Genomic DNA, 20,021 nt, shown 5'->3' with positions numbered 1-20,021 from the left:
GATCGCGCCCACCGTTTCGAATTAGCATTTTCTCATTCAATGGGTTGACAATCCGCAATGAGCTTGAAACCTTATTGCGCGCCCGGTCTTTGTCGGGAAACGAAACAACCATCCTGCGGTTGAACGTCAGGGTGGAACAAACGCTCAATGAATCAATCGGGGAGGTTACGAGATGGGAGCACGACAGCAGGGGACGCGCCGTTGGGCGGCGACCCTGGTGGTGGCGTTCGCCGCCACGGCAATGCCCGCCCTGGCTCAGGCCGATGAGACCGAGGACATGACGGTCGAGGTGATGGCCGGCGCCTGCACCTACTGCCATGGCACGGACGGCAACGGTATCGGCGAGGCGATTCCGTCCATCGCCGGCATGCCCGAAGACCAGTTCGCGTATATGATGGTCACTTACCAGGACGGGTCCAATCCCGCCACGGTCATGGGCCGGGTCGCGCGCGGCTACACCGAGGACCAGATCCAGGCCCTGGCGGCGTACTTCGGCGGCAAGCCGTTCGAGCGCCCGCCGCAGCCCTGGATCGACGAGAGCGTGGTGGCCGAAGGCAAGGAACTGGCCGCTGAGTATTGCGAATCGTGCCACGAGAACGAGGGCCGCGACGGCGAGGGCGTGGGTATCCTGGCCGGGCAGAAGCTCCAGTACATGCGGTTCTCCGTCGCCGACTTCCTCAGCGAGGCGCGCGAGATGGAACGCCGTCAGGCGCGGAAGTTCCGCGAACTGATGGACGACCATGGTGAAGAGGGTTTCGAGAAGATCCTCAACTACTACGCCAGCGTGCAGTGAGGGACGCGACCATGATGCATTCCACCCGTCGCGGATTTCTCCGCACCACCGCCGCCGCCACCGCCGTGGGCGTGGTCGGCCTGCCCCATATCGCTCGCGCCGCCGCACCCCGATTCGTCATCGTCGGCGGCGGTCCCGGCGGCGCCACGGCCGCCAAGTACCTGAAGCGGTACGCGCCCGCCGCCGAGGTCACCCTAATCGAGGCCAACCCAACCTACACCACCTGCTTCATGAGCAATGAAGTGTTGGGCGGCCTGCGCGACTTCTCCACCATCCAGGTGGGTTATGACGGCCTGAGCGGCCACGGGATCACCGTGATCCACGACCTGGTCACGGCCATCGACCCGGAAGGCAAGACCGTCACCACCCAAGGCGGCGAAAGCGTGGCGTTCGACCGCTGCATCGTCGCGCCTGGCATCGACTTCAAGTACGACGCCGTCGAGGGGTATTCGGCCGAGGCGGCCGAGATCATGCCGCACGCCTGGAAGGCCGGCCCGCAGACCACGCTGCTGCGCAGCCAGTTGGAGGCCATGGAGGACGGCGGTACGGTCATTGTCGCCCCGCCCGACAATCCGTTCCGCTGCCCGCCCGGCCCTTACGAGCGCATCAGCCTGATCGCCAACTACCTCAAGCAGCACAAGCCGAAGTCCAAGGTCCTGGTCCTGGACGCCAAGGACAAGTTCTCCAAGATGCCGCTGTTCACGCAGGCCTGGGAGATGTTCTACGGCTACGGCACCGACAACAGCCTGATCGAGTGGGTCTCCAAGTCCGACGGCGGCACCGTGACCGGCGTCAACACCGAGACCATGGAGGTCACCACCGCCGGGGCCGGCACCTTCAAGGGCGATGTCGTCAACCTCATCCCGCCGCAAAGCGCGGGCGCCATCGCCCGCAGCACCGGCCTGCTTGAAGGCGGCGACTGGGCGCCGGTGAACAAGGGCACGTTCGAGTCCCTCGCCGTTCCCGGCATTCATGTGCTCGGCGACGCCTCCATCGCGGCGGCCATGCCGAAGTCCGGCGCCAGCGCCAACTCCCAGGCCAAGGCCACCGCCGCCAGCGCGCTGGCCCTGTCCATGGGTCAAGAACCGCCGATGCCGACGCTGGCGAACGCCTGCTACTCCATCGGTGGCCCGGAGCATGGCTTCTCGGTGGCCGCCGTCTACAACTACGACGACTTCGAGAACAAGCTGGTGCCGGTCGAGGGCGCCGGAGGCGTCTCGCCGATCGACGCCGGGGCCGACTCCCGTCGGCGCGAAATGTTCTACGCGCACAGCTGGTTCGAGAACATGAAGGCGGACTGCTGGGGCTGATCTCCCGGCGCCATGCGGACGAGGGGTGGGCATGCGGATGATGCCCGCCCCTCAGTCTCCGTGCCCACGGTTTCCGACGGCGACCGGTGATGGCTCAGGACCGACCCCCTCCCCTACCCGAGCCGAACCAGTGTATGGTTGTCCGATGACCGGGTGCGGAAGCGGGCCGGTGCAAAACGGCGGATGAGTCCAGACTCATCCGCCGTCGGCATTCGGACCATTGTTTTAGGTTCAGAACGTTCGCGTTTGGTGTTCAAGCCGCGCCCGATGCGCCAGGAGGCCCGATGACCGCGTCCGATCCGTCCGACAAGCCGCCCCGGCGGGGTCTGTTCCGCCGGCTGTGGCGCAATCCGTTCGCCACCACCGCCAGCACCACCATCTTCATCCTGGGGATCCTGGTCGCTTTCGGGGGCTTCTATGGTGGGTTCAGCGTGTTCGCCAAGGTGACCAACACCACCGAATTCTGCATCTCGTGCCATGAGATGGAGGTCGGCCCCTACGCCGAGTATAAAACCTCCATCCACTATTCCAACCGCACGGGGATCCGGGTCGATTGCGCCGACTGTCATGTCCCGCGCGCCTTCTTCCCCAAGCTGATGGCCAAGATCGTCGCCTCCAAGGACCTGTGGCACAACATCCTGGGCACCATCGACACCCGCGAGAAGTTCGAGGACCACCGCCTGGAAATGGCGGAACGCGTCTGGGCCAAGATGGAGGCCACCGAGTCCCGCGAATGCCGGGAATGTCACGACTTCGCCGCCATGGACCTGTACGAGCAGGGCCGCCGCGCCGAAATCAACCACCCGGAGGCCATGATGGAAGGTCGCCACTGCATTGAATGCCACAAGGGCATCGTTCATGAACTTCCGGAGGGGTATGAAGGATGACACGCACCTCTCGTTTCCCGTGGACCGCCGTCCTGGTGCTGTCGGCCGTGACCGTCGGCATGCCCGTGTCTCCCGCCTCGGCTGAGGAAATTGCCTCCGACATCGCGCGCGGCGGGCGCCTGTACGACAACTGGCGCAAGGAACTGGACGTCCACGACCGCCACATCTCCCACCTGCCGGAGCCCGAGATTCACGGCGCCGCCGCCGCTGGCGAGGGCCGCTGCTTCACCTGTCACGGGTGGGACTATCGCGGCACGCATGGCACCTCCGGCGGAACGGAGGTGGGCATCAAGGCATTCGCCGGGGGCGACCCCAATCAGGTGATGGCCATCCTGGGCGACGAGACCCACGGGTACGGCACCTATATGGACGAAGAGGACCTGCAGGATCTGGCCCTGTTCGTCACCCAGGGACAGGTCATCATGGACCAGTGGATCCACCCGGCCAGCGGTCAGGCGCGCGGCGACGCCGAGCAGGGCGCGGTGTACTTCCAGTCCATCTGCGCCGGCTGCCACGGCGCCGACGGCATGGGCGTCACCGAAATGCCGCCGCTCGGCGCCTTCAGCCGCGCCGAACCGGAACACGCCCTGCACATCATGCTGAACGGGCACCCCAACGGTAGCATGCCGCCGCTGCGTGTCCTTGACACCAAGGTGCTGGCCAACACCCTCGCGTACATGCAGACCCTGCCCCGCCGTCCCGAAATCGCCGCCGTCGTGCGCGGCGGCCGCCTTTACGACACATGGTACGAGGAGGCCGGCCGCACGGTCCCGGACGGCTGGCACCCGACCTGGCCCGAGGACCGGCGCGCCGACGCCGAGGACGCCGGCGGCAACGCCCTGGCCCGCGCCCAGCGCAGCAGTTGGCGCTGCGCCAGTTGCCACGGCTGGGATTATCAGGGCGCGAACGGTCGCGCCGTCGGCGGAGAGGACCTGCCGCCCTTCAAGGGGATCGACGGCATGGCCGGCGCCGACCCCGAGGAGATCGCGGCCGTCCTGACCGACGAGACCCACGGGTACGACCGGCTGCTGTCCGTGCGCGACATCGCCGATCTGGCCACCTTCGTCAGCAAGGGGCAGATCGACATGGCACCCCGGATCGACCCTGAAAGCGGACATTTCGAGTCCGACGGCGCCGCGTTCGAGGGGCACTATCACACCATCTGCGCCACCTGCCACGGCGCCGACGGTCGGGCGGTGCGCACCATGTCGCCGCTGGGCCGCGCGGTGACCAGCCAGCCGCAGCACGCGCTGCACAGTGTCTTCAACGGCCACCCCGGCGAGGACATGCCGCCGCTGCGCGCCATGGGGCTCGACACCGCCGCCGGCATCCTGGCCTTCGCGGAAACCCTGCCGACCAACAAACGCTGAACTTGCGCGGGCCTTGCGCCCGCGCCCGTCCCATCCGGAGGACCCGAGACATGTCCATCGACCGCGTTGTTCTCGCCTTCGCCGGCACCGTGGTTCTGGTGACCGTGCTGATCGCCCTGTTCACCACCGCCGACTGGGTGCTGTGGATCTCCGCCTTCGTCGGCGCCAACATGCTGCAGGCGGCCTTCACCGGCTTCTGCCCGTTGGCCATGATCCTGAAAAAGATGGGCGTCAAGCCGGGCGTGGCGTTCGGCTGACCCCGCCAGCCCGGCGGCCACCCGCCGCGCGGGTCTTCGGGACTCAGGTCCACGCGCTCCCGCCCCGACCTCCCCGCTCTCAACCAAGCGGGGGGCCGCCCTCGATTCCCTCACTGGTGCCCTCCGGCCGGAACGAGCGCGACGGGGCTTCCTCGTCGATGGCCCCCAGCACCGCCAGACAGTCGCCGGTCTTGGCCGCCCCGGGGAAGTGGCGGCCGATCAGCATGCCGTCCAGCTTGGCGACGTAGTCCCGGGGGGCAACGCCGGTGCGGTCCATCGGCCAGACGCGCGCCAGCCGGTCGCCGGCGCGCACCGTCTCGCCAAGGTCCACGCACATTTCCAGCAGCCCGTCGACATCGGCGAAGGTGAAGCAGTCCATGGACGGCATGGTCAGGCTGGACGACGGTTCCACCACCGGCTCGGCGTCCAGAACACCGGCATGGATCAGTACGTTGCGCACCCCCTTGCGGGCGATGCGGACGCTTTCGGCGGAGGACGTGCCGCCGCCTCGCAACTCGGTGCTGACGAAGGTCTTGCCGGCGTCCTCGGCGGCGGTGTCCAGCATCCCGGCGGAGTCGATCTCCAGCACCTTGGCGGTGAAGGGCGCGTTGAAGGCCACGGCGGCGGCCTCGCAGCGGGCCTCCTGGGTCTTGTCCGGCAGCACATGCGAGGCCGCGAAGGGCACGAAATCCAGCGTCGAGCCGCCGGCGTGGAGATCCAGCACCAGATCGCTCATGGGCAGCAGATAGCGCTGAACGTAGTCGGCGATCTTCTGGGTCACCGTGCCGTCGGGGGCGCCCGGGAACATGCGGTTGAGGTTGCCGTCGTCGATGGGCGAGGTGCGCCGCCCGGCGCGGAACGCCGGATAGTTCAGGAACGGCAGGACGATAATTCGCCCGCTGATGGTGGCCGGATCAAGGTTGAGCACCAGATCCACCAGGGCCAACGGCCCCTCGTACTCGTCGCCGTGGGTGCCGCCCGTCAGCAACACGGACGGCCCCAGACCATTCTTCAGAACGCACACCGGGATCATCAGGTTGCCCCAGGCGCTGTCGTCGCGGCTCCAGGGCAGACGCAGGAATCCGTGCTGGACGCCCTCGACGTCAAAATCGACGGTGGGGTCCAGGGTGGTCGGCTTTTCGTGCATCAAGCTCATCATGGTTTTGCTGTCCAAAGCCTCCCGCGCGTGGAAACAAGCCGGTGTCGGATGGCGACCCGCTGCCGCCTTCTATATCAATCCTTGACCAGTAGCGCGCGGGGCGTGTTCGCCAGGATCTCGGGGGCGCCATCGGTAATAACGAAGCTCTCGGTGATCTCAAAGCCCCAGTCGTCCATCCACAGCCCGGTCATGAAGTGGAAGGTCATGTTCGGCTCCAGCACCGACCGGTCGCCGGCCCGCAGGCTCATGGTCCGCTCGCCCCAGTCGGGCGGATAGCTGATCCCGATGGGATAGCCGGTGCGGTTGTCCTTCTCGAATCCGTGGCGGCGCAGCACGGAGAAGAAGGCGCCCGCCACCTCCTCGCAGGTGGTGCCGGCGCGGGCCACGTCGAGACCCGCCGCCATGCCCTCCAGCACCGCCTTCTCGGCGTCGAGGAAGCGCTGGTCCGGCTTGCCCAGGAAGATGGTGCGCGACAGCGGGCAATGGTAGCGGTGGTAGCATCCGGCGATCTCGAAGAACGTGCCCTCGCCGTCACGCAGAGGCTCGTCGGTCCAGGTCAGGTGCGGGGCGGAGGCCTCCGGCCCTGAGGCGACCAGCGGCACGATGGCGGCATAGTCGCCGCCGAAGTCGGCCGTGCCGCGAATGGCGGCGTCCTGGATCTCGGCGACCAGATCGCATTTGCGGATGCCCGGGGCCATCACCTCCCGGATGCGCGCGTGCATGGCATCGACGACGCGGGCGGCACGGCGCATATACACCAGTTCGGCCTCGGACTTGACCGCGCGCTGCCAGTTGACCAGGGACTTGGCGTCCTCGATGCGGGCGTTGGGCAACTCGGCCAGCAGCGTCCGATAGGCGGCGGCCGAGAAATAGTAGTTGTCCATCTCCACGCCGATGCGCCGCCGGTCCCAGCCCCGGGCGCGGAGCACGCTGGCCAGATGCTGCATGGGGTGGCACGCTTCAGACTGGACGAAATGGTCCGGGTAGGGGTGCAAGCGCTCCTCCGGCAACCACGCCGTGATGCGGGCACCGTTGGCATCCTGCCCCCGGCCCCACCACAGCGGGTCGTCGTCCACCGGCAGCACCACGGCCTGATGGACGTAGAAGGACCACCCGTCGTATCCGGTCAGCCAGTTCATGTTGGACGGATCGGAGACGATCAGCAGGTCCAGGCCGGCGGCCTGCATGGCGGCCTTGGTCTTGGTCTGACGACGGTCGAATTCGTCCTGAGGAAAGCGCAGCTTTTTTGGAAGGGGCATGGCGGGGGTTCCGGGCAGGAGGGCTAGGTTTCGAAAGCGGATCCGGCGCCGGCCCGGGTCACCCGTGACAGCGCCAGCGTGGCGATGGCGGTGTCCTGCACGCCGGTCCCGGTCAGGTCGGCGACGGTGATCCGGTCCGGGCTGGCGCGGCCCGGCGCGGCGCCCGTGACCACTGCGCCCAACTCCGGGAACGACGCGTCGGCCGCCACCACGCCGGCAGCGATGGCGTGATGCAGTTCCCCCAGGCGGCGGGTCTGCGCCAGGCTGTCGGCGACATAGTCAACGTCCGGCCGGGCCAGGACGGCCGGGTCGAGTTCGTTCTTGTGCTCGGCGTCGGAGCCCATGGCGGTGACGTGCTGGCCGGGCCGCAGCCAATCAGCCTTCACCAGCGGCTCGGGGCTGGGCGTGGTCAGGAGGATCACGTCCGTCCCCTCAACGGCGACCTCGGCGGAAGGCGCGGGGGAGATCGGGATTCCCAGCCGTTCCGAAAGGTCCGATGCACAGGCGGCGGCCTTCCCGGCGTCGCGCGCCCAGACGGCGGCGCTCTCCAGCGGGCACACCAGGGCCAGCGCCTCCAGTTGAAGGCGGGCCTGCAGGCCGGCGCCGATCACGGCGGCGCGCCGGGCATCCGGACGGGCCAGAAGCTTCGCGGCGACCGCCCCGGCGGCGGCGGTGCGCACGTCGGTCAGATAGCCGTTGTCCAGCAGCACCGCTTCCAGCAGGCCCGTCTTCGCGCTGAACAGCGTCATCAGGCCGTTGACGCTGGGCAGGCCGAGCTTGGGATTGTCGAAGAACCCCGGACTGATCTTGATGGCGAAACTGTCGATGCCGGGCACATAGGCGGTCTTGACGTCCACCTCGCCGTTGGCCTCGGCGATGTCCAGGCGCAGGATCGGCGGCATGACCACGCCACCGCCCGTCAGGGCCGCGAACGCCCGCTCGACGCAGGCGACGGCATCGAGGTCCAGCGCCACGGCGGCGCGCAGGTCGGCTTCGGTGACGATGCGGACGGCGGGCATGGGTGGAGTCCTCAGACCTCGACGGTTTCGTCGGAGACAATTCGATGATGCAGCGTCATGTCGATGTTGCGGCCGCTGAGCAACACGAGGGTCGGGCCGGTCGGGCGCGCCTTTTCGGCCAGCAGGGCGCCCAGGCCGACCGCGCCCGAACCTTCGATCACCTCCCGCTCGGACCAGTAGGCGTGGCGGATGCCCTCGGCGATCTCGTCCTCGGTCAGGGTCACGGTCTCGTCCACCAGATCGCGCACCATGGCGAAGGTGTGCCGGTTGTCCAGGCCGATGCCGCCGCCCAGGGAATCGGCCAGCGTGGCCACCTCCCGCACGAACACCGGCGTACCGGCGCGCAGACTTTCGACCATGGCGGCGCCGCGCTCCATGCTGACGCCGATCACGCGGGCGGAGGGCCGCGCCGTCTTCACCGCCAGCGCGACGCCGGAAATCAGCCCGCCGCCCGACAGCGGCACCAGCACCGTCTCGACCTCCGGCAGGTCCTCAATCATCTCCAGTCCGAGCGTACCCTGCCCCGCGATGACGTCGGGATGGTCGAAGGGCGGCAGCATGGTCAGATCCTCCCCGGCCACCAGTCGGTCGACCTCCTTCTGGGCCTCGTCCTGGGTGTCGCCCACGATGCGCACCTCGGCGCCCAGGGCCCGGATACCCTCGACCTTATTCGCGGGCACCAGGGAGGACATGCAGATCACACAGCGCACACCGGCCTGCCTTGCGGCGTGGGCCAGCCCGCGCCCGTGGTTGCCGGTGGACACCCCGACGATGCCCTTTGCCTTTTGGCCGTCCGACAGCGACAGCACGGCGTTGGTGGCGCCGCGCACCTTGAAGCTGCCGGTGAGTTGATGGTGTTCACGCTTCAGCCACACCGGCACATCGCAGCGATCCGACAGGCAGGGCGAACGATCAAGCGGCGTGCGGCGGATGCGCCCGGCGAGGCGGTCGCGGGCGGCCAGGATGGCGGCGTGTTCGATGGGCATCAGGCCGTTCCTTTCCGGTCGCCGGGCGCCAGCGGACGGGAGAACAGGCGCCCACCTCCCGGAACGTCATGGTCGATGCCGCACAGCCGCAGAGCCAACCAGGCGGCGGCCTGATTGCTCGTCACCACGGGGCAGTCAACCTCCGCCTCGATCAGCGGCACGACCTCGGCTGCCGAAACAGCGGTGCACGAGATGAACAACGCATCGGCCTTCGGGTCCGTGGCGGCGACGGCCTCCCGGATCAGGACGTCCGGGCGAACCCGGGCCATGTCCCGGTCATCCTCGATCGCCCAGCAGGTCAGGCCCGCGATGTCATATCCCAGGGCGGCGAAGCGATCCGCCACCGGGCGGGCGATCTCGGGGACATAGGGCGTGAGGATCGACAACCGCCGCACGCCCAGAGCCTTGAGGGCCGCGTCCGCCGCGATGATCGGGTTCGTGGCCCGGGCGCCCGGCTTGGCGGTCCGTACGGCCGCCGAGACCCCGTCGTCGCCGATCACCGCCGAGGCGGACGTGCAGCCGAAGTGGATCACGTCGAACGGCGTGCCCGGGATCAGCGCCGCCGTCGCCGCCGAGAGGCTGGTTTCCAGGGCGGCGAGACTCTCCGCCGACACCGGGTTGGAAAAGGCAATGCGATTGGCATGCACCGCCAACCCGCTGCCATGGAGCAACCGGGCAACGTCCCTCTCCATGGTCAGGTCGGTCTCCAGAACAACCAATCCGACTCGCCGGACAGCGTCGGGCGCGGAAAAGGCGGGCGATGTGCCCGGCGTCCCCAGATCGGACACGCGAACGTCCATTCCTGCCCCCTCGCGATCATCGGCATTCACCCTGAGTGCATCTTGCGGCCCGGGATTGCCCCTGTTCAATCCTCGCCGCTGGATGAACTTGCCAAACGCAACGGCCGCACTAGGACTTTTTTCTGGAACACGCCGAAAAAACCGAAAATTCATCCCCGTCAGCGCTCGGCCGCAAGCTCCGGCCTGCCGGTCCGACGAAACCAACGCCTCGACCCACCGACCCTGGCGCCGCCGCTGGCCCCGCAAAATTGTCCAACCAACACAGTCGGTTAAAGCGCGACCGGCGGCCCGCCCGACCGCCGTCCCGCCGACGGTCATCCGGACCGGCCGCGATCACACCACGGGAAATGGACGCGGCCGGCCGGCCGCAGGCCCCGGATCGAGGCGGTGTTGACTGCCCCCGTGATCTGGAGTGCCATAGCTTTCTGCACGGGAACGACGAAGGCAACGCGAAAGGTCCCTTGGTCTGACGCATGGACAGGATAGGCGGACGCCTCCTGTCGCCGACGCGGCCCCCACCCGCCGCACGGTCGTCATCATGCAACGTCCCGACTGCCCCCACCCGACATCGGGCGCGCGCGCGGCGGTTGGGACTGCGCGAATCACCGCAGAGGACATATCCATCACAGGGAGAGGCTTCCATGACTCTGACCATTCGAACCCTAATCGGAACCGCAGCCGTCTCGGCCCTGGCTCTTGCCAGCGCCACGGGCGCCCAGGCCGATACCTGGAAGTATTCGCTGGAAGAAGCGATCGACGAGGTCCAGGGCGTCTACGCCACCCAGTTCAAGGAGTACGTTGAGGCGAATTCCGACCACACGGTCGAGATCTTCCCGTACGGGACCCTTGGCGAATCCGACGACACCACGGAACTGACCCAGATGGGCGCCCTTCAGTTCTCCACCGCCTCCCCGGGCTTCATGGGCAAGGTGATCCCGGAACTGCAGGTGTTCCTGCTGCCTTACGTGCTGCCCGAGGATCACGCGGTGCTGGCCGATTTCTACAAGACGTCGGACACCATTAACGAGATGCTGGCCGCCAAGTATGACGGCGTCGGCCTGCATCTGGTGGACATGTACCCCGAAGGCGAAGTGGTCATGACCACCCAGGAGCCGGTGACCAGTCCGGCCGACCTGGACGGAGTGAAGTTCCGCGTCATGACGACCCCAATGCTGGTGGAGACCTACCGGGCCTTCGGCGCCACGCCGACGCCGCTGCCCTGGGGCGAGGTCTACGGCGCCTTGCAGACGAATATCATCCAGGGGCAGGAAAACCCGATGTTCTTCGTCGAATCGACGAAGATGTACGAGGTGACCGAGCACATCACCTACGCCGGGCACAACAACTTCACGACGGCCGTCATCACCAACAAGACGTTTTATGACGGCCTGTCCGAGGAAGACCAGGCCCTGGTCGGCGAGGCCGCCGACGCCGCCTACGCCCACATCATCGAGTACCAACAGGGCCTGACCCAGCGCGCCGAGGAGAAAATCCTGGAGGCCAAGCCGGAAATGACCGTCACCGTGCTGACCGACGAGCAGCGCGCGCCGTTCCGAGAGGCCGCCGAACAGGTCAAGCAGAAGTTCGTCGAGGAGGTCGGCGGTGACGCCAAGGCCGTCCTTGAGGGCTTCCAGGCGGACATTGAGGAGTCCCGGGAACGCGTCGCGGGCGACTGACACCATCGCGCCCGGGCAAAAGATGAAGGAAGGATCCGCGCCGTCGGATCGGCGGTCGGGTCCTTTCCCGCCTCAAGACGCTCTGGTGCCATATCATATCATTGCGAGCAGCGTAGCGACGAAGCAATCCAGGGCGGATACTTGCATTTTGTGCCCTGGATTGCTTCACCCGCGTCTGAAGACGCGGGCTCGCAATGACGAATCACATCGCCGCGCGAACGAAGAGCCGCCGCTACGGCGGAAAGAAGTGTGAAGACGATAGCGCTCCTGACCACGGGCCCCCATGATGGGACGTGGATCGCGACCGGAAGGCAAAGGGACAGCGCCCGATGAACGAGCCCCCACAGCGGCCGGGAACGCCCGGCCCCGACGCCTCCAGTTCGCAGTTCGGCGGCCTGCTGCGGCCGCTGGCCTGGATCGACGGCGCCATCGCCCACTTCGAGGCGGCGGTGTTGGCCCTGGGCGTGATCATCATGGCCGCCATGTCGGTGGCCAATGTCGTCGGCCGGTTCGTGCTCGGCGAAAGCTTGTTCTTCGTCGAGGAACTCAACCGCTTTCTCATCGTGCTGATCACGTTCGTCGGCCTGGGCTATGCCGCCCGCATGGGCCGGCACATCCGCATGTCGGCCCTTTACGACGCGCTGCCGGACACGGCGCGCAAGGTTCTGATGGTCGTCATCTGTCTGGTGACGTCCGCCGCCATGTTCGTGCTGGCGTGGTACGCCTACGCCTATGTGGTGTCGGTTCAGGAGTCCGGCCGCATCGCGGCGGCGCTGCGCATTCCGGTCTACCTGACCTTCGTGTGGGTGCCGATCGGCTTCGTCATCACGGGCATCCAGTACCTGCTGACCGCCGTCGCCAATCTGACGCGGCCCGACGTCTACATCTCCGCGTCGGTTATCGACAGCTACGACGAGACAGAAACCAAGGTCTGACGGAGGACCGCGCCCATGCTCGCCGAGGTCATGATCAGTGTCATGGTGGTCCTGCTGTTGCTGGGCTTCCCCATGATGATCCCGCTGATCGCGGGCAGCTTCGTCGCCTTCTTCATCTACATGCCGATCCCGCCGGAGATCATGGTGCAGCAGATGCTGGGCGGCATCCGCCCGGCCGCCCTGGTGGCGGTGCCCATGTTCATCCTGGCGGCCGATATCATCACCAAGGGCCATTCGGCCGACCGCCTGATCGACATGGTGATGCGCTACGTGGGGCACCTGCGCGGCGGTCTTGGGGTGACGGCAGCGGCGAGTTGCACCCTGTTCGGCGCCGTCTCCGGCTCCACCCAGGCGACCGTGGTGGCCATCGGCAGCCCCTTGCGCCCTCGCATGCTGGAGGCCGGCTACAAGGACAGCTTCACGTTGGCGCTGATCGTCAACGCCTCCGACATCGCCATGCTGATCCCGCCGTCGATTGCCATGATCATCTACGGCGTCATCTCCGGCACCTCGATCGCCGAACTCTTCGTCGCCGGCGTCGGTCCGGGCCTGCTGATCCTGGTGTTGTTCGCCACCTACTGCGTGTTCTATGCGTGGCGCAATGACATCCCGACCCTTGAGAAGGCAAGCTGGAGCGAACGCCTGACGGCCACGCGAGAAGCCCTGTGGCCGCTGGGCTTCCCGGTCATCGTGGTGGGCGGCATTTATGGCGGCATCTTCAGCCCGACCGAGGCGGCGGCGGTCTGCGTGGCCTATGCCTTCATCCTGGAATTCATCATCTTCCGGTCGCTGAAGTGGATGGACCTGTTCGAGATCGCCAAGTCCACCGGCCTGATCACGGCGGTGGTGTTCATCCTGGTGGGCGCCGGCAACGCGTTCTCGTGGTCGATTTCGTTCAACCAGATCCCGCAGGAGATTCTGGGCGGCCTGGGCCTGGATCAGGCCGGCCCGACCATGGTGCTGGTGGCCATCTCCATCGCCTTTTTCATCGGCTGCATGTTCGTGGACCCGATCGTGGTGATCCTGGTGCTGGTGCCGATCTTCGCGCCCATCGTCGAGGCCGCCGCCATCGATCCGGTGCTGGTGGGCGTGATCATCACGCTTCAGGTGGCCATCGGGTCGGCCACGCCACCGTTCGGCTGCGACATCTTTACCGCCATCGCCATCTTCAAGCGGCCCTACATCGACGTGGTCAAAGGAACACCGCCGTTCGTGGTGATGCTGTTGGGAGTCAGCGTCGCGCTGATCCTGTTCCCGCAGATCGCCCTGTTCCTGCCGCAGCTAGCTTTCGGGGAGTGACGATGTTCAGCACCATCCTCGTGCCCGTGGACGGCTCCAACCAGTCCCTTCTGGCGGTCGATTTCGCCGTCGATCTGTCGAACCGCTTCGGCAACGCGAAGCTGCTGCTGCTCAGCGTGTACCGCCATCACAGCCCGATGGAGGGCTCCCTGTCGATGGTCCGCCCGCTGCACCCGGCGACGCCGGACGAAGCCCTGCGGGACTATGCGAAGAATCTGGTGGCCTCCGCCCGGGCGCACGCGCTGGAGCGCGGCACCGTCGAGGTCGAGGCCTTCGCCAAGCGCGGCCAACCGGCCCGCGCCATCATCGATTTCGCCAAGGAGCACACCTGCGACGTCATCGTCATGGGCGCGCGCGGTTCCGGTGACGTGGAGAGTTTCCTGTTGGGCTCGGTCTCCCACAAGGTCTCGGGACTGTCGCCGGTCACCTGCATCCTCGTGAAGTAGCGCTTTGACCTTGCCCCGAAAAAGTGGAGACCGGGTTATACCGGCCGACGCGACTGCGCCCCTGGTGCCGCTTTGCGGTGCCAAACCAAGGATGGCCGCCCTCCGGGCGGCGGAGCCGCGCGCCCCGAAGGGGCGCTGCACGAGTCAATTCTATCGTCGGCCGGAAAGGAATCAGGACGATTTGAAAACTCACTTTGCCAGAACCATTAAAGACGAACCGCCTAACCACGTAGACATTAGCTTCGGAGAAGCTTTGTACAAAACACTACGTAGAGTCTTTGCAAGCTTTGCTTTCACAGTTTTAGAAGGCTGCTCCGCGAACCATGGTGTGTGCATTACGTCTATGATTTCATATCCGCAATCTGATAGCGTTGCTATCGCCGTATCTGGAGTAAAGTAGTGCAAGTGCCCTACTGACTCTCGAAAATATAACGGCCTCCCGCGAATAAGTGAAAGCACAGACAAGTCAAGAGGAATGTGAAATACTTTATAGTTACCTTTCGATTTTAGAAGCTTTAAAAATCCAATGTAATCTTCCACATGCTCAAATACGTCAATACACAGAAGAGCATCGTATTTTTCTTCAAGATCGAGGAGATTCTTTTTATAGTAATGAAGCCTGTCTGCCTCGCGTGTAGTGCACAGTGCAAAAGCGTCGTCGCTAATTTCATATCCGTAAAATTCCACTTTCTCATAAGCGGTTTTTAGAGAAAGTTGCCTAAGGACTTCTCCGGCGCCACAACCGATTTCGCATATCGAACTCAATGTAATACCGTTCCGCTTGATAATCCTATCAATTTGATCAGCTTTCCACGGTGAATCAGCTACATGCCAATCTTCATTCTTTGCCAGATAGTCACCATCGTTGTATCTGGACGTTATTTTCGTACTGTCATGCATTTCTTTTGCCTATCTTCAGCTGGTGAACCTTGAACCAGCATTCCCCAGATGACTGCAGAATCCGCCTGGAAACGGTAGCCGAACAGGCTGCGGCATGGAAGCCGGAGATTGCGCAGGATCTGGCCCCGATGTCCCCGCCGCGCCCCGTTTGTCCGGAGGAGAGCGCGGTGATGGTCGAGGCGACCTCCCCAACCAGCGGCGATCGGTGTTTCCGAAAACCGGCTTGGCGCCGGTATCTTCCCTCGCTTCTCAACGGACCTCGTTGTCGCCTTCCATGTCCTCGGTCGCGGCGTCGATTCCGTCCAGCAGGGACACCGTGGCCTGTATGGCGGACCAGGCATGGCGCCGAAAGCACTTGATCATAAGGATAAATCAGGCGATAGTTTCACGCACAAGTTGGTCATGGCAAGAAATCTTAGGGGATTACGATGAAGCTGCTCAATTATCCGGTCGTGCGCGATTTGGCCTCAATCATCGCGACGATATATGGCCGGACTCAATTGCGTTCATTCTCGGTTGGGTATGAGGATGGATTGTGGGTGCATAAGTACGACGGCCCACGATATTTGGTCCGTGAGCGCCCCAGCATTCCCAAAAAACGACACAAGGGCGCCGGCGGCGACAGAAACTTCAGCCACGACGATCCAAGTCAACTGAAGGATGTCATTGAGGATGTGACCGGCTACGCACCGAAACTTGGCGATGTCTTCGTGGACATCGGGGCTGGAAAAGGAACGTTGACGGTCGCCCTTGGCAAGCTGGTTGGTGCCGAAGGTCGCGGCCTGTCGGTCGAGGCGCATCCGAAGCAATACCGATGCCTGTCGCGGACGTGTGCCCTAAACCGCCTGGATCAGGTCATCACGGAACAGGTGGCGGTCGGCGCTACCGATGGCGAGGTCCTTATCTCAGAGGAAGGAAATGCGGATGAAAGCCATGTCGGCCAAGTTGATGACGGATACAATGTTAAGCAGACGACAGTAGATAAACTTGTCGAAGCGCATGGCATCGGGCAAGTTGACTTCCTATCGATGAATATTGAAGGCGCGGAGACAGAAGCGCTTCTTGGGATGAAGTCGACATTGGCAAGGTGCAGGATTGTAGCTATTGCCTGCCATGATTTCCGTGCGGATCGAGAAGGTCTTGAAGAAATGCGCACGAAAGACAAGGTGATTTCAATTCTTAACGAGGCAGGATTTCGGATCAGTCCTCTGGAGCAGAGACGAACAAAAACGACTGCATTGGATGATTGGGTTTCCGCAGAAAACTCCGCGTTCGCGGCTTGAGTCGACCGGACGGGGCTGGTCGGCGCTGGCCCAGACGGTTTCACCGTCCGGCGGAGGTGCCCTGGCCTTGGAGGCGTTTCGGGTGATGACTGAACCGCTCCGATTTTATCGCAGGCTGGTGGGTCTGATGCCAATCCCCGTTGATTGAGTCGGATCGTGGCGTCTTGGATGGAACAAGGTCCTGCCGGTCTCGGGCGCTTCTTTGACCCGGGCTTCGTCCCGGGGGGCCCAGGATGACGTTCTCTTCCTTATCAACAACACGTTTCCGGTCCCCCCACCGCATGGGTTCGGGCGATAGGCAGCGATCCACAAAAAACGTGTACCGCCCCGCTCGGCTCGCGTTTTATGATGGGCTCCCCGCCACCGAACCGTTGCCTTCGCCCATGGTTGCCCGCGTCCACACCGTCGCCTTCTCCGGCATTGAGGTCCTGGGCGTGCAGGTGCAGGTCTCGCTGACCGGGGGGCTACCGGCCTTCACCATTGTCGGCCTGCCGGACAAGGCGGTGGGGGAAAGCCGCGAGCGGGTGCGCGCCGCGCTGACGGCCATCGGCCTCGCCCTGCCGCCGAAGCGGATCATCGTCAACCTCGCCCCGGCCGACCTCCAGAAGGAAGGCAGCCACTACGACCTGCCCGTCGCCTGCGGTCTGCTGACGGCCATGGGCGTGCTGCCCATGGAGGAGATGGACGGCTTCGTCATCCTGGGCGAACTGGGCCTGGACGGCTCGCTGGCGCCGGTGGCCGGGGTGCTGCCGGCGGCGTTGTCGGCGGTGCGGGCGGACAAGGGCCTGATCTGCCCCGGTCCCCAGGGCGGCGAGGCCGCGTGGGCCGGCGATGTGTCCGTGCTGGCGCCGGGCGGCCTGCTGGAACTTATCAACCATTTCAAGGGCAGCCAGACGCTCGACCGACCGCGCCCGGAGGCCCGCGCCGACGACGGCCCGACGCTCGACCTCGCCGACGTCAAGGGCCAGGAAAGCGCGCGGCGCGCCCTGGAGGTGGCCGCCGCCGGTGGTCACAACCTCCTGATGACCGGCCCCCCGGGCGCCGGCAAGTCCATGCTGGCGGCGCGCCTGCCGGGGCTGCTGCCGCCCCTGGCGCCCGACGAGGCGCTAGAGGTCTCCATGATCCACTCGGTCGCCGGGCATCTGGCCGAGGGCCGGCTGATCACCCGGCGGCCGTTCCGCGACCCGCACCACTCGGCCAGCATGCCGGCGCTGGTGGGCGGTGGCCTGCGGGCGCGGCCGGGCGAGATCAGCCTCGCCCACAACGGCGTGCTGTTCCTGGACGAGTTGCCGGAGTTCTCACGCCCCGCGCTGGAGGCGCTGCGCCAGCCGCTGGAGACCGGCCGGGTCAGCATCGCCCGCGCCAACGGGCATGTGACCTATCCGGCGCGGGTGCAGCTTGTGGCGGCCATGAACCCGTGCAAGTGCGGTTATCTCGACGACCCGGCGCTGGCCTGCAACAAGGCGCCCGGCTGTGCGATGGAGTACCGTAATCGGCTGTCCGGGCCGCTGCTGGACCGCATCGACCTGCATGTGACGGTGCCGCCGGTCGACCCCTTCGCCATGGAGGCCGGCACGACCGCCGAGCCGACCGCCACGGTGTCCGCGCGGGTGCGGGCGGCGCGCGAGGCCCAGCTTGAGCGGGCGGACGGGCCGGGGGCACGCATCAACGCCCGCCTGGAGGGGGAGTCCCTGGAACGCATCGCCACGCCCGACGCCCCCGGTCGGCAGCTCATGGCCGACGCGGCGGAGCGCCTGCGGCTTTCGGCCCGGGCCTATCACCGCCTGTTGCGGGTGGCGCGCACTCTGGCCGACCTGGACGGCCGGGACGGTGTGGGGCGGGTGCACGTGGCGGAGGCGCTGAGCTATCGTCAGGTCAACCCGGCCGGCGCCGGCTCCACCGCCGTGGAGGAGACCGGCGGTCATCGGCGCGGGCGCGGGCGGAGGCGCGGATGAGATTCGGGCCGAGCCACATCGACATCCGCGCGCGCCGGGGTCTGATGTGGATCTTTGCTCGAGACCTGGATCCGCTCGCAGGCCCTGCATATGTGGTCAACGACCGGCATCGTTGGCGGTGACGGGCCGACGGCCGCACGTCTACGCGCCCCGCCAGCGATTGGTTCCTGATGCGACCAGCCCGCCGCGACATGGACAGGATACGGCGGTCGATCTCGTCACGGTCGAACACGGCGGGTCCTTCGATGCCGTTGACAAAACGTGCACGATCCTTGCGTGACACGAGCCGGTTCCGGTGGCCTTGGCGATCCGTTCGAGGCGTTCCGGCCTTTCCTTGGACCGTTGGGCTGGTCTTCACCAGAGGAGGACGAATCATGCGCATCGGTGTGCCCAGGGAAATCAAACCGCAGGAATTCCGCGTCGGTCTCATGCCCGACGGCGTGCGCGATCTGGTCGCGCACGGTCACCATGTGGTCGTCGAAGCCGGAGCCGGCATCGGCATTGACGCCACCGACGAGGACTACAGGGGGGCCGGCGCCGTCGTGCTCGGCGATGCCGACGCGGTGTTCGATCAGGCCGATATGATCGTGAAGGTCAAGGAACCCCAGGCGGTCGAACGCGCCCGCCTGCGTCCCGATCAGATCCTGTTCACCTATCTCCATCTGGCGCCGGACGAACCCCAGACCTCCGAGCTGATCGCCTCGGGCACCACCTGTATTGCCTACGAGACGATCACCGACGCCCACGGTGGGCTGCCGCTGCTGAAACCCATGTCTCAGGTCGCCGGCCGCCTGTCCGTCCAGGCTGGGGCGCGGGCCCTCGAGCGCGCCCAGGGCGGACGCGGATTGCTGCTGGGCGGCGTTCCGGGCGTGGGGCCGGCCCGCGTCGCGGTCATCGGGGGTGGCGTGGTGGGCGAGAACGCGGTGGAGATGGCCCTGGGCCTTGGCGCCGACGTGACCGTGCTGGACCGCAATCCGGCCGCGCTGGAGCGCCTGGCGCATCGGTTCGGGGCCGCGCTGACCACGTTGTATGCCTCACGGGCGACCCTGGAACGCACCGTCATCGACGCGGACATGGTGATCGGGGCCGTCCTGGTGGCCGGGGCCGGGGCGCCCAAGCTGGTCAGCCGCGATATGGTCGCGCGCATGCGCAAGGGCACCGTCCTGGTGGATGTGGCCATCGACCAGGGCGGCTGTTTCGACACCAGCCGCGCCACGACCCATGATGAACCCACGTTTATTGTCGAGGACGTGGTGCACTATTGTGTCGCCAACATGCCGGGAGCCGTGCCGCTCACCTCGACCCAGGCGCTTACCAACGCCACCCTGCCCTTCGTGCTGCGACTGGCGGATCAGGGCTGGCGCGCCGCGCTGAAAGCCGACCCCCACCTGCGGCGCGGCCTGAATGTGGCCGGCGGACAGGTGACCTGCCAGCCGGTGGCGGAGGCTCAGGGTCTGCCCTTCACGGCCCCCGAAACGCTGCTGGACGGCTGATCGCGGCGCCAGTTCAAAGGTTCGGGTACGGCCCGTCATTTCCAATGCGAGGTCGCCGCCATCGTCAGGCCCGGAGGCCCCACACGACCCGGGGTGTTCGATGATGTGGCGCCCGCGCGTTCCGCGCCCTATACCAGGAAGATCAGGGGCGTCCGCCCGGATCCGGGCCGGGCGGACCCAGGGCAGATCCCGAG

The 20,021-nt window shown here is 66.0% G+C and carries 18 protein-coding genes; 12 read left to right on the top strand and 6 right to left on the bottom strand.

Annotated elements, in window-relative coordinates; genetic code table 11:
- The first annotated feature begins 172 nt into the window (after positions 1-172).
- The 5 genes from BLS85_RS00215 (at position 173) to BLS85_RS00195 (ending at position 4,617) form a co-directional block, all read left to right on the top strand.
- A complete protein-coding gene (locus BLS85_RS00215) occupies positions 173-793 on the top strand; it encodes a c-type cytochrome (protein ID WP_092780378.1) in 621 nt (206 codons plus the stop codon).
- A gap of 11 nt (positions 794-804) precedes the next feature.
- The gene (locus BLS85_RS00210; protein ID WP_245699024.1) at positions 805-2,103 is read left to right on the top strand and encodes an NAD(P)/FAD-dependent oxidoreductase; all 1,299 of its coding nucleotides are present in this window, start codon (positions 805-807) and stop codon (positions 2,101-2,103) included.
- 284 nt (positions 2,104-2,387) lie between these two features.
- Positions 2,388-2,990 carry a NapC/NirT family cytochrome c gene (locus BLS85_RS00205; RefSeq protein WP_092780375.1) on the top strand — a complete coding sequence of 201 codons (603 nt, stop codon included), beginning with the start codon at positions 2,388-2,390 and terminating at the stop codon, positions 2,988-2,990.
- The gene (locus tag BLS85_RS00200) at positions 2,987-4,360 is read left to right on the top strand and encodes a c-type cytochrome (RefSeq protein WP_092780373.1); all 1,374 of its coding nucleotides are present in this window, start codon (positions 2,987-2,989) and stop codon (positions 4,358-4,360) included. The genes BLS85_RS00205 and BLS85_RS00200 overlap by 4 nt, the downstream gene beginning before the upstream one ends.
- Positions 4,361-4,410: 50 nt before the next feature.
- On the top strand, positions 4,411-4,617 hold the full coding sequence (locus BLS85_RS00195) for a YgaP family membrane protein (protein ID WP_092780370.1): 207 nt from the start codon (positions 4,411-4,413) through the stop codon (positions 4,615-4,617).
- A gap of 79 nt (positions 4,618-4,696) precedes the next feature.
- Here BLS85_RS00195 and doeB read toward each other — a convergent pair whose 3' ends face one another.
- The 5 genes from doeB to BLS85_RS00170 all read right to left on the bottom strand — a co-directional run bounded on the left by doeB (position 4,697) and on the right by BLS85_RS00170 (position 9,828).
- Positions 4,697-5,776, bottom strand: a complete 1,080-nt coding sequence (doeB, locus tag BLS85_RS00190) for a N(2)-acetyl-L-2,4-diaminobutanoate deacetylase DoeB (protein WP_092782012.1) — start codon at positions 5,774-5,776, stop codon at positions 4,697-4,699.
- Between the two features lie 74 nt (positions 5,777-5,850).
- Positions 5,851-7,035 carry an ectoine hydrolase DoeA gene (doeA, locus tag BLS85_RS00185; protein WP_092780367.1) on the bottom strand — a complete coding sequence of 395 codons (1,185 nt, stop codon included), beginning with the start codon at positions 7,033-7,035 and terminating at the stop codon, positions 5,851-5,853.
- A 23-nt stretch (positions 7,036-7,058) separates the two neighbouring features.
- Positions 7,059-8,054 (bottom strand): cyclodeaminase, encoded by a 996-nt coding sequence (locus BLS85_RS00180; RefSeq protein ID WP_092780364.1) that lies wholly within the window; start codon positions 8,052-8,054, stop codon positions 7,059-7,061.
- Between the two features lie 11 nt (positions 8,055-8,065).
- Positions 8,066-9,040 (bottom strand): hydroxyectoine utilization dehydratase EutB, encoded by a 975-nt coding sequence (eutB, locus tag BLS85_RS00175; RefSeq protein WP_092780361.1) that lies wholly within the window; start codon positions 9,038-9,040, stop codon positions 8,066-8,068.
- Complete coding sequence (locus tag BLS85_RS00170) at positions 9,040-9,828, bottom strand: aspartate racemase/maleate isomerase family protein (RefSeq protein WP_143027027.1); 789 nt, start codon at positions 9,826-9,828, stop codon at positions 9,040-9,042. The genes eutB and BLS85_RS00170 overlap by 1 nt, the downstream gene beginning before the upstream one ends.
- Positions 9,829-10,481: 653 nt before the next feature.
- Here BLS85_RS00170 and dctP point away from each other — a divergent pair.
- The 4 genes from dctP to BLS85_RS00150 all read left to right on the top strand — a co-directional run bounded on the left by dctP (position 10,482) and on the right by BLS85_RS00150 (position 14,196).
- Complete coding sequence (gene dctP, locus BLS85_RS00165; RefSeq protein WP_092780355.1) at positions 10,482-11,516, top strand: TRAP transporter substrate-binding protein DctP; 1,035 nt, start codon at positions 10,482-10,484, stop codon at positions 11,514-11,516.
- Between the two features lie 329 nt (positions 11,517-11,845).
- The gene (locus BLS85_RS00160) at positions 11,846-12,451 is read left to right on the top strand and encodes a TRAP transporter small permease (protein WP_092780352.1); all 606 of its coding nucleotides are present in this window, start codon (positions 11,846-11,848) and stop codon (positions 12,449-12,451) included.
- A gap of 15 nt (positions 12,452-12,466) precedes the next feature.
- Positions 12,467-13,750 (top strand): TRAP transporter large permease, encoded by a 1,284-nt coding sequence (locus BLS85_RS00155; protein ID WP_092780348.1) that lies wholly within the window; start codon positions 12,467-12,469, stop codon positions 13,748-13,750.
- A 2-nt stretch (positions 13,751-13,752) separates the two neighbouring features.
- Positions 13,753-14,196, top strand: coding sequence for a universal stress protein (locus BLS85_RS00150; RefSeq protein ID WP_092780345.1), 444 nt, complete (start codon positions 13,753-13,755; stop codon positions 14,194-14,196).
- 189 nt (positions 14,197-14,385) lie between these two features.
- Here BLS85_RS00150 and BLS85_RS00145 read toward each other — a convergent pair whose 3' ends face one another.
- Positions 14,386-15,096 (bottom strand): class I SAM-dependent methyltransferase, encoded by a 711-nt coding sequence (locus BLS85_RS00145; RefSeq protein WP_092780342.1) that lies wholly within the window; start codon positions 15,094-15,096, stop codon positions 14,386-14,388.
- A 428-nt stretch (positions 15,097-15,524) separates the two neighbouring features.
- On the opposite strand from BLS85_RS00145, the gene BLS85_RS00140 reads away from it, so the two are divergent.
- The 3 genes from BLS85_RS00140 to ald all read left to right on the top strand — a co-directional run bounded on the left by BLS85_RS00140 (position 15,525) and on the right by ald (position 19,827).
- On the top strand, positions 15,525-16,379 hold the full coding sequence (locus BLS85_RS00140) for an FkbM family methyltransferase (protein ID WP_092780339.1): 855 nt from the start codon (positions 15,525-15,527) through the stop codon (positions 16,377-16,379).
- A gap of 383 nt (positions 16,380-16,762) precedes the next feature.
- Positions 16,763-18,334, top strand: a complete 1,572-nt coding sequence (locus BLS85_RS00135; protein WP_092780336.1) for a YifB family Mg chelatase-like AAA ATPase — start codon at positions 16,763-16,765, stop codon at positions 18,332-18,334.
- 374 nt (positions 18,335-18,708) lie between these two features.
- The gene (gene ald / locus BLS85_RS00130) at positions 18,709-19,827 is read left to right on the top strand and encodes an alanine dehydrogenase (RefSeq protein ID WP_092780333.1); all 1,119 of its coding nucleotides are present in this window, start codon (positions 18,709-18,711) and stop codon (positions 19,825-19,827) included.
- The last annotated feature ends 194 nt before the right edge of the window (positions 19,828-20,021 follow it).

The organism is Rhodospira trueperi, assembly GCF_900101965.1.
Lineage (GTDB): Bacteria > Pseudomonadota > Alphaproteobacteria > Rhodospirillales > Rhodospirillaceae > Rhodospira > Rhodospira trueperi.
The sequence above is the reverse complement of the archived record's forward strand: the minus strand, read 5'-3'. Positions and strand labels throughout refer to the sequence as shown.

What these genes read in the sequence shown, in the direction of transcription:
- BLS85_RS00160 (WP_092780352.1), top strand. Translation starts at nt 11,846, where the DNA reads ATGAACGAGCCCCCACAGCGGCCGGGAACGCCCGGCCCCGACGCCTCC.
- BLS85_RS00205 (WP_092780375.1), top strand. Translation starts at nt 2,388, where the DNA reads ATGACCGCGTCCGATCCGTCCGACAAGCCGCCCCGGCGGGGTCTGTTC.
- BLS85_RS00135 (WP_092780336.1), top strand. Translation starts at nt 16,763, where the DNA reads ATGGTTGCCCGCGTCCACACCGTCGCCTTCTCCGGCATTGAGGTCCTG.
- BLS85_RS00155 (WP_092780348.1), top strand. Translation starts at nt 12,467, where the DNA reads ATGCTCGCCGAGGTCATGATCAGTGTCATGGTGGTCCTGCTGTTGCTG.
- BLS85_RS00145 (WP_092780342.1), bottom strand. Translation starts at nt 15,096, where the DNA reads ATGCATGACAGTACGAAAATAACGTCCAGATACAACGATGGTGACTAT.
- doeA (WP_092780367.1), bottom strand. Translation starts at nt 7,035, where the DNA reads ATGCCCCTTCCAAAAAAGCTGCGCTTTCCTCAGGACGAATTCGACCGT.
- BLS85_RS00195 (WP_092780370.1), top strand. Translation starts at nt 4,411, where the DNA reads ATGTCCATCGACCGCGTTGTTCTCGCCTTCGCCGGCACCGTGGTTCTG.
- BLS85_RS00215 (WP_092780378.1), top strand. Translation starts at nt 173, where the DNA reads ATGGGAGCACGACAGCAGGGGACGCGCCGTTGGGCGGCGACCCTGGTG.
- BLS85_RS00180 (WP_092780364.1), bottom strand. Translation starts at nt 8,054, where the DNA reads ATGCCCGCCGTCCGCATCGTCACCGAAGCCGACCTGCGCGCCGCCGTG.
- BLS85_RS00140 (WP_092780339.1), top strand. Translation starts at nt 15,525, where the DNA reads ATGAAGCTGCTCAATTATCCGGTCGTGCGCGATTTGGCCTCAATCATC.
- eutB (WP_092780361.1), bottom strand. Translation starts at nt 9,040, where the DNA reads ATGCCCATCGAACACGCCGCCATCCTGGCCGCCCGCGACCGCCTCGCC.
- doeB (WP_092782012.1), bottom strand. Translation starts at nt 5,776, where the DNA reads ATGATGAGCTTGATGCACGAAAAGCCGACCACCCTGGACCCCACCGTC.
- BLS85_RS00210 (WP_245699024.1), top strand. Translation starts at nt 805, where the DNA reads ATGATGCATTCCACCCGTCGCGGATTTCTCCGCACCACCGCCGCCGCC.
- BLS85_RS00200 (WP_092780373.1), top strand. Translation starts at nt 2,987, where the DNA reads ATGACACGCACCTCTCGTTTCCCGTGGACCGCCGTCCTGGTGCTGTCG.
- ald (WP_092780333.1), top strand. Translation starts at nt 18,709, where the DNA reads ATGCGCATCGGTGTGCCCAGGGAAATCAAACCGCAGGAATTCCGCGTC.
- BLS85_RS00150 (WP_092780345.1), top strand. Translation starts at nt 13,753, where the DNA reads ATGTTCAGCACCATCCTCGTGCCCGTGGACGGCTCCAACCAGTCCCTT.
- dctP (WP_092780355.1), top strand. Translation starts at nt 10,482, where the DNA reads ATGACTCTGACCATTCGAACCCTAATCGGAACCGCAGCCGTCTCGGCC.